At 51.9% G+C, this 14616-nt stretch carries 15 protein-coding genes; 4 read left to right on the top strand and 11 right to left on the bottom strand.

Going from position 1 to position 14616, the window contains the following annotated elements; genetic code table 11:
• Nucleotide 1: 1 nt before the first annotated feature.
• From OO017_RS12705 to OO017_RS12685, 5 genes are all read right to left on the bottom strand, one after another.
• A complete protein-coding gene (locus tag OO017_RS12705; RefSeq protein WP_266052877.1) occupies nt 2-703 on the bottom strand; it encodes a DNA alkylation repair protein in 702 nt (233 codons plus the stop codon).
• Nucleotides 704-919: 216 nt separating this feature from the next.
• Nucleotides 920-1252 (bottom strand): hypothetical protein, encoded by a 333-nt coding sequence (locus OO017_RS12700; RefSeq protein ID WP_266052876.1) that lies wholly within the window; start codon nt 1250-1252, stop codon nt 920-922.
• 33 nt (nt 1253-1285) lie between these two features.
• Nucleotides 1286-1621: a hypothetical protein gene (locus OO017_RS12695; protein WP_266052874.1), complete on the bottom strand. Its 336-nt coding sequence runs from the start codon at nt 1619-1621 to the stop codon at nt 1286-1288.
• Between the two features lie 93 nt (nt 1622-1714).
• Entirely contained in the window at nt 1715-2308 is a 594-nt protein-coding gene (locus OO017_RS12690; protein ID WP_266052873.1) for a hypothetical protein, read from the bottom strand.
• A gap of 98 nt (nt 2309-2406) precedes the next feature.
• Nucleotides 2407-3786 (bottom strand): NfeD family protein, encoded by a 1380-nt coding sequence (locus OO017_RS12685; RefSeq protein ID WP_266052872.1) that lies wholly within the window; start codon nt 3784-3786, stop codon nt 2407-2409.
• A 98-nt stretch (nt 3787-3884) separates the two neighbouring features.
• Here OO017_RS12685 and OO017_RS12680 point away from each other — a divergent pair, with 98 nt between their 5' ends.
• The gene (locus tag OO017_RS12680) at nt 3885-4661 is read left to right on the top strand and encodes a DUF4905 domain-containing protein (protein WP_266052871.1); all 777 of its coding nucleotides are present in this window, start codon (nt 3885-3887) and stop codon (nt 4659-4661) included.
• 6 nt (nt 4662-4667) lie between these two features.
• A complete protein-coding gene (locus OO017_RS12675; RefSeq protein ID WP_266052870.1) occupies nt 4668-5627 on the top strand; it encodes a septal ring lytic transglycosylase RlpA family protein in 960 nt (319 codons plus the stop codon).
• A gap of 1011 nt (nt 5628-6638) precedes the next feature.
• Here the strand turns inward: OO017_RS12675 and OO017_RS12670 are convergent.
• From OO017_RS12670 to OO017_RS12645, 6 genes are all read right to left on the bottom strand, one after another.
• Nucleotides 6639-7637, bottom strand: a complete 999-nt coding sequence (locus OO017_RS12670; protein ID WP_266052869.1) for a beta-ketoacyl-ACP synthase III — start codon at nt 7635-7637, stop codon at nt 6639-6641.
• A gap of 146 nt (nt 7638-7783) precedes the next feature.
• Nucleotides 7784-8725 (bottom strand): phosphate acyltransferase PlsX, encoded by a 942-nt coding sequence (gene plsX / locus OO017_RS12665; RefSeq protein ID WP_266052868.1) that lies wholly within the window; start codon nt 8723-8725, stop codon nt 7784-7786.
• A gap of 53 nt (nt 8726-8778) precedes the next feature.
• The gene (rpmF, locus tag OO017_RS12660) at nt 8779-8976 is read right to left on the bottom strand and encodes a 50S ribosomal protein L32 (RefSeq protein ID WP_073854612.1); all 198 of its coding nucleotides are present in this window, start codon (nt 8974-8976) and stop codon (nt 8779-8781) included.
• A 50-nt stretch (nt 8977-9026) separates the two neighbouring features.
• Nucleotides 9027-9569: a YceD family protein gene (locus OO017_RS12655; protein WP_266052867.1), complete on the bottom strand. Its 543-nt coding sequence runs from the start codon at nt 9567-9569 to the stop codon at nt 9027-9029.
• A 71-nt stretch (nt 9570-9640) separates the two neighbouring features.
• A complete protein-coding gene (gene pdxA, locus OO017_RS12650; protein WP_266052866.1) occupies nt 9641-10663 on the bottom strand; it encodes a 4-hydroxythreonine-4-phosphate dehydrogenase PdxA in 1023 nt (340 codons plus the stop codon).
• 6 nt (nt 10664-10669) lie between these two features.
• Nucleotides 10670-12103, bottom strand: a complete 1434-nt coding sequence (locus tag OO017_RS12645; RefSeq protein ID WP_266052865.1) for a leucyl aminopeptidase family protein — start codon at nt 12101-12103, stop codon at nt 10670-10672.
• 159 nt (nt 12104-12262) lie between these two features.
• Here OO017_RS12645 and rsmA point away from each other — a divergent pair, with 159 nt between their 5' ends.
• Nucleotides 12263-13048: a 16S rRNA (adenine(1518)-N(6)/adenine(1519)-N(6))-dimethyltransferase RsmA gene (rsmA, locus tag OO017_RS12640; RefSeq protein ID WP_266052864.1), complete on the top strand. Its 786-nt coding sequence runs from the start codon at nt 12263-12265 to the stop codon at nt 13046-13048.
• A gap of 1 nt (nt 13049) precedes the next feature.
• Entirely contained in the window at nt 13050-14402 is a 1353-nt protein-coding gene (gene mgtE, locus OO017_RS12635; RefSeq protein WP_266052863.1) for a magnesium transporter, read from the top strand.
• Nucleotides 14403-14616 lie beyond the last annotated feature (214 nt).

Raw genomic sequence — 14616 nt, 5'->3', positions numbered from 1 at the left:
CTTAGCAGCGGGCTGTTTTCTTTTTGCGCCGGGGCCGTTGCGCCGCTTTCTCGATGTAAGCGAGTGCCTCAGGTACTTTGCAGGCTGTTCCGCCCATATCCACCTGCACTTTCCCTACTTGCCTGGCTACGGCTTTTGCCTGCTCTGCCAACTGTGGTACAAAGGTGGCAGAGGCGATCACAAAACCGTTCATGGTGTAACGCACCCGGTTAGGCTGCTGCTGCAATGTGTCAGCCACGCGGCTTAATAGCAGCTGCAGGTGGGGCATGTCCAGTTCCTCATCTGGTTTTATACTTAGCAAGTGGATGATCGTGGCCCATCCGGCACTGGCTATACGTTCCTCCTGGGATTCGATCCACTGCAGGGCCAGCTCCCATCCGTAAGCCGACTCTGCGGCCACCTGTGCCACGGTGTACTCGCTCAGGTAGTACCAGTAGGCCTGCTGCACCCATTCCTGCAGGTCTTCTTTGGTGATGGCTTTCTCATCGGCGATGAGGCCGGCCAGGTACATGGCATCGGAGTTACCGGTGCTGTAGAGCGCTTTGCTGAGGTCGTAGTTCTTCTTTATCTTCTTTTGCAGCGGCTTCAGGTCGCCAACCTTTACCCCAAAGAAGGGCTCGCGGGCGCCGTGTTTCAGGAGCGTATTTTTGGTGGTGCTGTTTCCGAGGGCTTCCAGCTGCTGCATTACTTCTGCCAGTATCATGGGCTTACGTTATCTAGATTCCTTTTCAAGATAGCACATCCTGGCAGTTTGAGCAATAAGGTAGCTATTATTCCTTTTGCTGGTTGCGTGAGGTGATCAGTAAAAGGTTAGAAAGTATGGAAAGGCTGAGGTGGAAGTACTTTTTCATAGTTTGGATGTAAGGGCTATACCTTACAGATCCTGTTGTGCCTTAAATGGTTGCAAGGCTTTTAAAATTTATAATGCCTCCACCTGCAGCACCTGTATGGCTGGCATTATGCGTGGCTGTGGCAGCATGCCGCAGCGGCGGTCTATCGGCTCGGGCAGCGCTTTATAGGTTAGTTGTACATGGCTGCTGTCTCTCTCTTTATACCTATCAGGTATGGCAGCCTCGTTCTCGGGCAGGTAGCGTTCCCCGTCTATCTCTATTTCAAAGCCACAGCCGTCGGCGGCAATCTCGCCGGTCCAGTGTAGGGTGGCTGTGGTCGTTTGGTTCCCCTCTTCTTGTGGCGTGGTGGAGTTCTGGCAGGAGGCAAAGACAAAAATCAGTAGGACTAGGAGTGCTCTCATAAGTATGTTACCTGGCGTTACAAGCTGATGTCGTTACCGTTCTCTCAACTCCACGATTTTAATGGTATTGATCTCTACGTCGGCCTGGCAGTACCGCTGCGTTTTGTGGTAGTTGATGATCTTGGCCTCTACCTCCGTTGGAGAGTTTTCTTTGTAGGAGCTGCTGATATCATTTTCATTTGTGGGCTTATGATAGGTGTCGCCGATCTGCAGCATAAATCCACAGCCATCTACTGCGTAACTTCCCGTCCAGACAAGGGTGGCGTCCACGGTTTCTACAGAAGTATTGGTGTCTTCATCCGGATTACAGCATGAGCCGAGGATAACCATACTTGCCAGCAGGGAAAGGGGCAGGAGTGTGCGTATCATACGTTGTCTCTTTTATAGGAAGAGTCAAATTTGGTTGCTAGGGTTGCAGAGGAGCACATAATATGTAAAGAAACTTTGGGAGAAGCACTAAGCTCAATCCTCAACAACCGGTGGTGTATATCTAACCGTAGCCCTAACTGGTGGCGGTGGAGGAGGAAGCCCGGGGGCGGGAGATATATTATCCGGGAGATAAAGCTTATCATGAATAATTTTTAGAAAGTGTTTCCCTTGAGTTGTTGAGGCATCAGTTACAGGTTGGCCATCAGACAATTCCCACAAACGATAATCCATAGAACTGTATAGACCCTCAAGTTCCTCTTGAAGCTTAGAAGGTGTGAAACCAATTGTATATTCGGTCTCATTCTCCTTTAGTATTTGGAAGAACAGGCTGGGGCCACAGTATAAGGGGCCCATTTCGTTTGAGTTTTCCCAATCATGATAATAAAACTGATCTGCCTCCACCTCTGAAAGAAAAGGTAAAGCTGTAGCTAAAGCAGTTTTGGTAGCATCCCCATACGGATGAAAGGAAATAGAATCATAATGGAAGCCGTACCATACTTCCATTCGCCCGCTGTTCGGCTCCAAGGCAGTATAGTCTACCATTTTCGGCTTAGGCTCCAATAAGTCGCTTTCTATGTTGCTGTAATCATCTATGGAATCCTCTGGAAAGTAGTATCTGAACTGCACCAGGTGGACCTACCTGATGCCGTGACTTTTGATCACCTCCTCCTGCGGCTGGCATCCGGCAAATATGGCTACGGCTATGAGTACAAAGTATAGCTGCTTCATACTATTGGCTCGACTTTCTTCACCCGCAGGGCGAAGGTGCTCTGGTCTATTACCTGCACGGTGTCGCCTTTCTCTATAAATCCGTCTCGGGCCTGGGCGTCGTAAAGGGTGTCGTCGATCATCACGCGGCCGGAGGGAGCCATGCGGGTGTGGGCAATGCCGGTTTTACCTACCAGGTGCTCGGCGGTGTTGGCCGAGCGGTAACCCTCCTTGCTGTGGAAGGTGCTGTTCAGTACCACATGCTGCATAGAGCGGCTATTGAGCAGGCGGTTCCAGGTGAGGGCAATGACGACTGCCGCACCCACCATTCCCGCCACCACCGAAATCATACTTTTCATCAGGTTCTCAGAAGGCACAAAGGTAAAGTCGAACATCTGGTTGTTCACCATCACCAGCACCAGCGATACCACCGTGAGCGCAATACCGCTAATGCCCGCTATCCCAAAGCCCGGAATCACAAACACCTCCAGCAGTATAAGTATAATACCGGCCACAAACATCAGTATCTCCCAGTTCTCGGCCAACCCGTTGAGGTAGTAAGGCACCAGGTACAGCACACCTGCCACTACAGCAGCCATCAGCGGAAATCCCACGCCCGGCGTCTGTAACTCAAAGTATAAACCGCCTACTATTATAAGCAAAAGTATACCGCTGATAAACGGGTTAAGAAAGAAAGAGATGATGCGGTTAGTGGAGCTTAGCTCATAGCGTATAACCTCGGCATCCTGCAGGTTCAGTTCATCCAGCACTCCCTCCACATTGGTGGCCACGCCTTCGCAAAAGCCGTACTTTATAGCCTCCGAGGTCGTGAGCGTAAGCACTTGCCCGGCCGAGAGGGTGCTGTCTACGCTAGCCTCTACCATTGCCTCTGCAAGATGCGGATTCCTGCCGTTGGCCTCGGCCGTGGAGCGCATGATAGAGCGCATGTAGCTCTGGTATTTGCCTGGGGCTGCCTGTCCGTCGGCACCCACTACGGTAGCGGCCCCGATGTTGGCACCGGGGGCCATATAAATGCTGTCGCAGGCCAGCGAGATAAGGGCACCTGCCGAGGCGGCGTTTTTGTTGATGAACACATACACCGGCTTTGGGTACTCCAGCAGGCGTGTCCGGATCTCGTCTGCATCGTTCAGGGCACCTCCAAAAGTATCCAGCACAAGCAGCACATGGTCTGCCTCTACAGCGGTGGCCTCCTCCAGCGCTAGCTCTATGTAGCGGTTGGTGCGCGGGTCTATCTCTGACTTTACCTCCATCAGCAGCACCTTGGGCTTGCCTTGTTGGGCAGTGTCTTCTTGCTGTGCCTTTACAAAAGAGGGCAGGAGCAGGCAAAGCAACAGGACGAGTAGGTGCAGATGCCGGAGTTTTGGGTATATTTCCATAAATTTGTACCAGAATAAGAATCGGATTCAGCAGATAATATACTAAAATCCCTACGCATATCATACCTCTTCTCTATTCATACGATTTTAAGGCTCCTGTGTGGCGCATCCGGCTCGACAGCCGCACTGCTTGCCTTGCCCTGGAGGTACGCGACCCGGATCTGCTGCTCACCCGGTTTTATGTGTTGGATACTGACGGCCATACATTACAGCAGCTAGATATGCCGCAGGCAAAGGCGTGGTGGCAGGGGTTGGAGGAGGCGGAGCATGGGCTGCTCTACCTGCACGGCTACGGCAACAGGCAACTGGGGCAGCACAAGGGGATTATGGCTTACAGCGAGGCAAACGGATCTAACGTGTGGGAGGTTAAGGAGTTAGCCTTTTATGGTATAGCTAAAGCAGGCGTTGTAGCCTATGATCCACAGCAGCCAGAGGCACCGCTACAGGTGCTCTCACCGCAAACCGGGCAGCCTTCGGGCGTAACTTTAAGCCAGCAACAGGCTGCGGAAGAGGTGGCACGCTACGACCAGGCCCGCTTTCGGGACTGCTTGTACCCGGCTCTTTACCGGGAGGGAGAGCCATACTTTGAGCAGGTGCAAGCCTTTCTGTGGGAGCAGTTGGAGGTACAGGCTGTGCAGGCAGTGGAGTATGCCGAAACTGAAACTTGCCTGGTGGTGAGTTTCTACCAGGCCGATACGGCCGGTAAACTGCAGAATGAGCTGGCTGTTTTTGACCTGGAAGGAAAATTGTACCAAAAGGTGAAAATTGGGGGCGACTTAAGTGGTATTGGTTCGGATACTTTTTTTATCTTTAAGCACAATTTATATTTCATCCTGAATAAAGACATTCTACAGGTTTTTCGACTTTTAGCCTAGCCAATTATGTTACGATCTTTATTACTTTCCCTTGTAGCAGTACCTGTACTTTCTTTTTCGGCTAATGCCCTGGACCTCACGGCTGTCCGTGATTCGGTGGGGGTGGAGCGTAAGAGTGGTAAACTCTTTGTACAGCACAAAGTAGAACCTAAAGAGACGTTGTATGCGCTCTCCCGGAAATATGGAGTACCGGTCACACAGATCGTGGAGGCCAACCCAAGCGTGCAAACGACTATAAAAATTGGCGAGATCGTGCTGATTCCGCGCGGCTTTGTATCGATGGCGGCTACACCTGCCAAGAGCAATACTGCACCAGCAGCCAGTAACCGCACCTATACGGTAAACAGCATCGGTAATAAACTGCATACGGTAGAGCCAAAGCAGACGCTTTATTCCGTGTCCCGCCTGTATAACGTGTCTGTAGAAAACCTGAGGTTCTGGAACAGGCTACCGGGCAACACCATCGAGATTGGCCAGGAACTGATTGTGGGAATAGGGGAGCCGACACCAACCCAGAAGCCTGTGTACATGCCAGAGCCGGATGATGAGATGACAAAGGCGGCAGACTCAAATGCTGTAGCCTCTGCCGGGCCAGCCACACCTACACCTGTTACCCCCACGCCAGTTGCCGTGGCCACTAAAGCGCATGCAGAGGAAGAAGAGCCGGAGGCAGATGCTTCAACTGCGGGTGTGAATAAAATGATCGAGTCGGGGATGGCTGAAATGATCGACCCGAAAACGAATGATACGAATAAATACCTGGCACTGCACAAAACGGCCCCTGTGGGTACTATCATGCAGGTTAAAAACGCCATGAACGGACAGGTGGTATATGTGCGCGTAATCGGTAAACTGCCGGCAACCGGCGAGAACGATAGAGTGGTAGTTCGTCTGTCTAAAAAAGCGTACCAAAAACTTGGCGCCGTGGACCCACGCTTCAGAGTTGAATTGTCTTACATGCCATAAACTAGAGATTTTCAGAAGCAAAGAAAGGGAGTTGGTTAAAGCCAGCTTCCTTTTTTTGTTTTAGATGGGCTACACTTAAGCTATTGCAGCATATAAACACATTTTACAGTAGGGTTCTGTACCAGTGAGGCAGAAGTTAAAGCGTTTGAGCTATTCAGAAATATCTCCCTTGCTGAGTGCCTTTTCGCTTTTGCCTTCCGGGGTATAGGTTTTATAGCTGTCGGTATTGCGCGGCCTGTCTCTACAGGTGTAACCCACCCCTTTAGAGCTTCGCTCGCTATTTTCTAACTCGCGTTCTTGGTAGTCTAAGGAGAGGAGTTCTCAGTTGGCGATTAACCCACCCCTAACCCCTCCCGAGAGGGGAATTCGGTAACGATTACATCCCCCTGCCCCTTTTTTGTTGAGGGCCTCTACCCACGAGGACTTGGTATAAGTGCATTAGCAGGATCATCCAACCACCCCTAGCCCCTCCTTATCCAAGGAGGGGAGTTCTGCTCAAACTCCGTCAGCTTTGGCTATCGAACCAATCCCAGTCTTCCCGTTGAACGCCTTGTGAGATCCGGTGCCGCGAGAGCGGCAGCGCCCTGGCGCAGGAGGGAACACCGCGCGATACGGGAAGACGAGCCCTCCCGGGCTGGAGGGAGCCAAGGCTGGAGGTGAAACGGTAGGTGTGTAGGACTGAGGATGAGCAGTAGCTAGTAAGGATAGCTTAGTTCAGGCTGAGGGAAGCCGAGGCAATGGAAGAATAAAGTACGGATTGCGCGGATTTGGAAATCCGCGGCAGAAAGGTTCCGGACAGGGATGTCCGGAACAGCAACAGTAAGAAAGTATAGCCCAAGTATAAAGTATGGCTACAGTTGCGTTACAAACGCAACACCATTAAAGGACACAGGTCTGAAAAGACTTGAGCCAGAAGAACCTTTGAGGGTACTGAGCCGGATTACGTATAAAGTATAAACAGCAAAGGCGGCTCTTTACCAGGGCCGCCTTTGCTGTTTATACTTTGGAAATCTACTTCGGATCGTAAGCCCACTTCAGGTAGATGGCACCCCAGGTAAAGCCACCTCCAAAGGCAGCTAGAATCAGGTTATCACCTTTCTTCAATTGTTTCTCATACTCCCACAGGCAAAGCGGAATGGTGCCGCTGGTAGTGTTGCCATACTTGTGGATGTTCAGCATCACCTTGTCGTTGCTGAGGCCCATACGGTTGGCTGTAGCCTCAATTATACGCTTGTTGGCCTGGTGCGGTACCAGCCAGGCTACGTCATCACCTGTCAGGTGGTTACGCTCCATGATCTCAGCAGACACGTCTGCCATACCTTTCACAGCGAATTTAAACACCTGCTGCCCCTCCTGAAAGGCATAGTGCTCCCGGTTCTGCACTGTCTCGATGGTAGCAGGTCTGCGGCTGCCACCGGCCTTCATGAACAGGAATTGCGCACCCGTGCCATCCGACTTCAGGATCGAATCCTGGATACCCAGACCCTCGGTATTTGGCTCCAGCATAATGGCACCGCCGCCGTCACCGAAGATAATGCAGGTGGCCCGGTCGGTGTAGTCTACAATGGAAGACATTTTATCGGCACCCACCACAATCACTTTCTTGTACTGGCCAGACTCTATAAACTTAGAGGCAGTTGCCAGCGCGAAAAGGAAGCCGGAGCAGGCTGCCTGCAGGTCGTAACCAAAGGCATTTACCGCACCCACCTCAGCCGTAATCAGGTTAGCCGTGGCCGGGAAAACCATATCCGGGGTGGTGGTGGCGCAGATAAGCAGGTCTACTTCCTCTGGCTTTGTATTCGTTTTTTTGAGCAGATCCTTAACCGCTGGCACTGCAATGTGCGACGTACCTTTGTTTTCACCCTTCAGGATGCGCCTCTCTTTGATACCCGTTCGTGAAGTGATCCACTCATCATTGGTATCAACCATCGTCTCAAGCTCCTTGTTGGTGAGCACGTATTCTGGTACATAGCCACTTACACCGGTAATGGCGGCAGTAATCTTACTCATTTGTTAATTCTGTTAAGGTGATAAAGATTAAGAGAGGCAATTTAATAAAAAAAACTTGGCATAACCTGTCAGTTTCTTTAAAAAGAATCTTTTAACAGGCTATGCCAAGTATAAAGTGCGTTTGTAGGCTTGCGCCCCGCAGCTATCTATTCGCTGTAGTGCTTCTTAATGCGCTCCCAAACTTTAGAAGAGACCATTTTCTGGGCCTGCAGCACCATGTTCTTCACGGCTGTAGGGCTAGATACACCATGGCCGATCACTACGTTGCCGTTTACGCCTAAGATAGGACTTCCGCCTTCCGCCTCGTAGTTAAACTTATCGAAGAAGGGGTCGCTGATGCCTTTCTCATGCATAACATCGTAGAGAGACTCTGCCATTTTCAGGATAATGTTGCCGGTATAACCGTCGCACACAATCACATCGGCTTTATCGTTGAAGAGGTCGCGGCCTTCTATGTTACCGATAAAGTTAATGTTAGGGTTGGCCTTCAGGCGCTGGTGCGCAGCCTGAACAACCACGGTGCCCTTGCCTTCTTCCTCGCCCAGGTTCATTAAACCAACCTTGGGTTTCTGGATGTCCAGCACGTATTTGGCGTAAATGGAGCCAAGCTCGCCGAACTGCTCCAGCACTTCAGGCTTGCATTCGGCATTTGCGCCTACGTCCAGTATTACACCGTATCCGCCGCGCAGCTTAGGAACAAAGTTCGCGATGGATGGCCTCAGGATTCCCTCAATAGCTTTTACGCTGAACATGGCTCCCACCAACATAGCGCCGGTATTGCCGGCGCTGCAGAAGGCATCCGCTTTCTGCATTTTAAGTAAGCCGAAGCCTATAGCTATGCTGGAGTCGGTTTTCTGGGTCAGGGCCTTGGTAGGGTGTTCGCCCATTTCAATTACCTGGCTGGCATTTACAACGGCTATGTTGTTACCCGTATAACCATATTCCTTGAGCAGACCTGTAACCACATCCTCTTTGCCTATCAGCATTATGGATGTGCCTTCGTCTATCTCCTGAGCAGCCATAATAGCACCCTTCACAATTGCTTCGGGTGCAAAATCACCGCCCATGGCGTCTAAAGCGATTCTCATTTAAAGGGGGTGTTAAAATTATACAGTACTAAAACTAGAGCAGGCTATAATGCTTACTGGGCGTTAGTTGTATAATTTTTGATAGCCAGTTTGCCTTTGTGGTACAGGTCGCCGTCAACCACGTAAGCATGGTGGAACAGGTGTGGCGTATCTGTAGTTGGGCAAATTGCAATGGCTTTTTCAGAGAGACCCTGATGTGTTCTTCTCTTATCTCTTCTGGTCTTCGAAATCTTACGTTTTGGATGTGCCATTTTTAGTTAATGATTTACTTACGTTTATACTTTATACTTCTGAAATTCTTTTAGTTCAGGTTTCGGAGGGCGTCCCAGCGCGGGTCCGTATCATCCTCGTCGTCCTCATCCTCGTCTGTGTCAGCGTCGGAGCGGGAACTGTAGATCAGGATATCCCGATCGTCCTCATCCTCCTCTTCTTCCTCCACAAAACGTGGGTGCAGTTTCTTCATCGGCAGCGCCAACCCGATATAATCGTAGAGGTGCTGCGCAATGTTGATCGACTGCGTGTTCGGCGTTATCTGCCACAGGTCGTCGTCCAGCTCCAAGTTCTCGTCACCATACTTGATGCGGAACGCGGCCTGAATGTCCAACGGATAGTCAAACTCTTCCAGGCTTCTGTCGCAGGTAAGGCGCACATGGCCCTTTATATCGAAGTGGAAGGTAAGCAGCGACTCTGTCTTATCCAGTTCCACATCGGCCTTCAGGTTGCCGCCAAGTATGATATCCTTCCCGAACTCCTCAAAAAAGTCGTTGTCCAGCAGAAACTCATACTTGTGTTTCCTGTTACTAAGCTTGGCAATGCCGATTTCGTAATCTCTTAGCTTCTTCACACCAATCGACTCTTTATTGCAAGGTTGCAAAATTAGAATATAATTCTGATAAATAAAATACTCTGCACTAATTATACTGCAGGATTTGCCTCCAGCTGGCGTTTGCGGATGATGTCGCAGGCAAGGAACAGTGCTTCGCGGAAAGAGGTTTCATTGGCAATGTGCTTTGCTGCAATATCATAGGCGGTGCCGTGGTCGGGCGAGGTACGCACGATTGGGAGCCCTGCCGTGTAGTTCACGCCACTTTCGAAGGCCAGCGTTTTAAACGGAATCAGCCCTTGATCGTGGTACATGGCCAGAACGGCGTCCACCTGGCGGTACTGCTGCATGCCAAAAAAGCCATCGGCAGGGTAGGGGCCAAATACCAAATGCCCGCGCTCCTTCATCTGCATGATGGTCGGGCGGATGATCTCCACGTCCTCGGTGCCCAGCAGTCCCTGCTCGCCGGCATGTGGGTTCAGGCCCAGCACGGCCACGCGCGGCTTCAGTATCCCGAAGTCGTTGCGAAGCGAGTTTAAAAGTATGGTCAGCTTGCGGATCAGTAGTTGCTCGGTAATCTTACCCGATACATCTTTCAGTGGCAAATGGCCGGTTACAGTAGCCACGCGCAGGTCGCCGCTCACGAGCAGCATCAGGCTCTCAGGTGCATCAAAGTACGAGGTTAGAAACTCGGTGTGGCCGGGAAATTTAAACTCCTCGGCCTGTATGTTATCCTTATTAATAGGGGCCGTTACCAGGCCATCCAAAAAACCGGCTTTCAGGTCTCTGGAGGCTGCCAGCAGCGAGTCCAGTGATGCTTTGCCAGATTCCGGGGTTGGCGTGCCTGGGTTCATCTCCAGATCGTTGTCCCAGCAGGTGATCAGGTTTACTTTGCGTGGCGCCAGGGCCTGAGCAGAGTCTGCCTGCTGGTAGTTAAAGTGCTCCGAGTGCAACGCCTTGCGCACCTTGTTAAGAATGGCCGCCGAGCCGTATATCACCGGCGTGCAGTAGTTGAGAATGCGGTTATCAGAAAGCGTTTTTACGATCACCTCCGGGCCAATGCCGTTGGTGTCGCCTATGCTGATGCCTAGTTTTATTTTATACTTGTTGTCCATGTCTGGTTATCGTGCCAAAGCGCTAAGGTAGTTGTAAATAAGGCGCACGCAGGTGCCGGTGCCCATTTTGCCGCGGTAAGAGTCCTCGCCCTGCAGGTAAGCCGTACCGGCGATGTCGAAATGCACCCACGGGTAGCTGGTGAACACCTCCAGGAACTTGCCCGCCGTGATGGCGCCGGCATCGGCTCCTCCTAAATTTTTAATGTCCGCCACGTCCGATTCGATCTGCTTTTTATACTCGTCCCAAAGCGGAAACTCCACCAGGCGCTCGTGCACCTCTTCGCCAGCTTTTTTCAGGTCACCCATGATTTCGTCGCCTGCCGTGCCCATGGCCACGGAGGCCTCTTTCCCGATGGCGCGCATGGCGGATCCGGTCAGGGTCGCGAAATCCAGCACCAGCTCCGGGTTATACTTCTTAGCGAAGCTAAGCGCATCGGCAAGTATAAGGCGGCCTTCTGCGTCGGTGTTCATTACCTCCACGGTCATGCCGTTAAACATCGTGATCACGTCGCCGGGGGCTACAGCCTGTCCACCAGGGCGGTTGTCGGTGGCGGGTATCAGGCCGATCACGTGCAGGGGCAGCTTGTTTTTGGCAGCGGCATAAAGTATACCAGCCACTGCCGCAGCACCTGCCATGTCAGACTTCATGAAATCCATGGAGTTCGGCGTTGGCTTCAGGCTTAATCCGCCCGTGTCGTACACCACGCCTTTGCCTACCAGCACGTATGGCTTGCTGTTTTTGGCGTTCTCCGGCTTCCACTCCATAATGGTAAAGGTGGCCGGTTCCTCACTGCCCTGGTTCACGGCCAGCAGACCGCCCATCTTCAGCGACTGTATCTGCAGCTCGTCAAGCACTTCGGTTTTAAAGCCTGCTTTATCTCCCAGTTCCTCCAGTTGCATGCTAAACTGCGTGGCCGATTGGTGGCTGTGCGGCTCGTTCACCAAATCACGTGTCTCTAGCACAGCCTCCAGCACGTTAGCCAGTTCCTGCACCTGCTGCTCTGCCACCTGCTCATCGGCCAGGGTTATACTTTGCAGCGGGCTGGGTTTGGCGTCCTTGGTTTTGTGCTTGCTATACGTATAGTTGCTCAGGTAAATGCCCTCGGCCAGGTATAAACCCGCTCCGGTTCCTGTTTTATCAAGTATAGAGATGTTCTCTACCTTATCCGGCTTCAGTTGCTTCAGCAAAGTATGGCCGGCCTGTCGGATGGCTTCTTTGCGGGCGTTCTCGTTTTTGGCGTCCGGGGCTACCACCACATATACGCGGTGCGTAAAGCGGTTCAGGGAGATGAGTTTGGACTCCTGCTCCACCTGGCGCTGCACATACTGTTGCTCCTCGGGCTGCAGTTCGGAGAGCTGCGCCACCTGATCGGCTGCTACTATAAGGGCCAGATCGGTATTTTTCGTTAAGCTTGTATCGTATTTAAGTTGTGTTGGCATCTGTCGTTCGTATCTTTGAGTGCGCAATATAGTAAGTATAATACGTAATGTGAAAACCGGCGCCGCCGCGGCTTTTGCTGGAAATCGCGTACAATTAAAGTATAACGGGTTTGGGCGGAAAAGTATACTTTGCGCCTGCAAAACCATAAGCAACACAACGTGAGCAACGTAAGACCCAAGAAGCACCTGGGCCAGCATTTCCTGGTAGACCAGAACATTGCGATTAAGATAGTGGAGCAACTCACGCTGCCCGGCGGCGTTCAGGACGTGCTGGAGATTGGCCCCGGAATGGGTGTGCTCACGCAGTATCTGTTGCAGCATAAAGAATACCGTACCACGGTGGTGGACATAGACCGTGAGTCTATTGCCTACCTACAGCAGCACTTCCCGCAGCTCGGCGAACGCATCATTTCCGCCGATTTCCTGAAAACGGACCTAAGTACGCTGTTTCCGGGCAGGTTCGCCATCATCGGTAACTTCCCTTACAACATCTCAAGCCAGATATTTTTTAAAGTGCTGGAGCACCGCGATGTGGTGCCGGAGGTGGTGTGCATGATTCAGAAGGAGGTGGCCGAGCGGCTGGCATCGCCTCCGGGATCCAAGGCGTATGGTATTCTGAGCGTGCTGCTGCAGGCGTTTTATACTATAGACTACAAGTTTACGGTGAGCGAGCATGTGTTCAACCCGCCGCCCAAGGTGAAGTCGGCGGTTATTAGTTTGGTGCGCAACAACGTGGAGAAGCTGGACTGCGACGAGAAGCTTTTCCATAAAGTGGTGAAATTAAGTTTCGGAACCCGGCGCAAGACGCTGCGTAACTCCCTCCGAAGTTATAACTTGCCACCCGAAGTGCAGGCATTGCCTGTTTTCGACAAGCGCGCCGAGCAGCTTTCGGTGCAGGATTTCGTAGAACTGACACAACTTGTAGAGCAGAATTTAAAGGAATAGTATGCAGGTAGAGATCACACGTGAGTATATTGAGCAGGTAGAGGAAGCCATTGAACGCCAGGACCGGGATTTTCTCCTGAGTACCATGGCCGAGATGCACCCCGCCGACATTACCACGGTGCTCTATGAGCTCGACCCGAACGAGTCGCGCTATGTGCTGGACCAATTGCCGCCGGAAGTGGGTGCCGAGATCCTGAGCGACCTGGACGACGACATCCGCAATGAGTTTCTAGACAAGTTCACAAGCGAGGAGATTGCCCGCTATGTAAACCTGATGCACTCCGACGACGCCGTGGATATCCTGAACGAGCAGTCGGTGCAGACGCGGGAGGAAGTCATCGCACATATAGATAATGACGAGAAAGCTGCTGCCATTCTGGACCTCCTGCACTACGAGGAGGATTGCGCCGGCGGTCTGATGGCAAAGGAGCTCATAAAAGTAAATCTGAACTGGCGTGTAAGGCAGTGTATTGAAGAGGTGCGGCGACAGGCCGAGCGGGTGGCCCGCATCTACACCGTGTATGTGGTAGACGACCGCGATAAGCTGCTGGGCCGCGTCAGTGTAAAGCGCCTGCTGCTTTCTAAAGATGATACCCAGGTAAAGGATATCTACAGCGAGGACGTGATCTCGATAGAGTCTTACAAAGACGAGAGCGAGGTAGTGAGCGTAATGCAGCGTTACGACCTGGAGGCCATTCCCGTGGTGAATATTCAGGGCCGCCTGCTGGGGCGTATCACCATCGACGACGTAGTGGACGTGATGCAGGAGCAGGCCGAGCTCAGCCGCCAGCTCATGACAGGTATCTCCGAGAATGTAGAAGAGGACGACAGCGTGCTGCGCATCTCCCGCGCCCGACTGCCCTGGCTCATCATTGGTATGGTGGGCGGATTGCTGGCGGCGCACTTCATGGGCTTCTACGAAGATGACATTGCGCTGCTGCCGGCCATTGCGCTTTTCGTACCGCTGATCACGGCAACGGGCGGTAACGTGGGCATACAGTCCTCTTCCATCATCATCCAAACACTTTCCTCCAACGAGGTGATGTTTGATAATATTACGCAGCGTTTGATTAAGGTGATACTGGTGGCGCTACTTAACGCGCTGATTATTTCCATACTTGTTTTCTCGGCTACATACCTTTTCAAGCAGGACTTTACGCTGGCCATGGTAGTATCGGTGGCGCTGTTCTCGGTGGTCATGCTGGCCTCGCTGATGGGCACTATCACCCCCATGATACTTGATAAAGTAGGCATTAACCCTGCCGTGGCTGCCGGCCCGTTCATTACCACCGCTAACGATCTGTTGGGCCTGACCATCTACTTTGGTATAGCGCATGTGCTGTATAACCTGTAGCGGTAGCTTGCCTGGCAAAGCTGTTTTTTCGTAGTTTAGGGTTTCGAAGGCCGCAATGGCTCATCGGGGCAGTGGTTGCCAAGGCAAAAGTATATCCCGGCAGAATTTTGTAAAGTATAAAATCCCTTTAAGCGGTTGTTTATACTTTTAATTTTTCCTCACCTTATACTTTCCCTTTGCCTGCCGCCCCACCAAGGCTGGTTTATACTTGCTG

Source organism: Pontibacter anaerobius, assembly GCF_026241195.1.
GTDB classification, from domain to species: domain Bacteria; phylum Bacteroidota; class Bacteroidia; order Cytophagales; family Hymenobacteraceae; genus Pontibacter; species Pontibacter anaerobius.
Note: the sequence above shows the minus strand (reverse complement) of the source record. Positions and strands in the feature narration are given on the sequence as shown.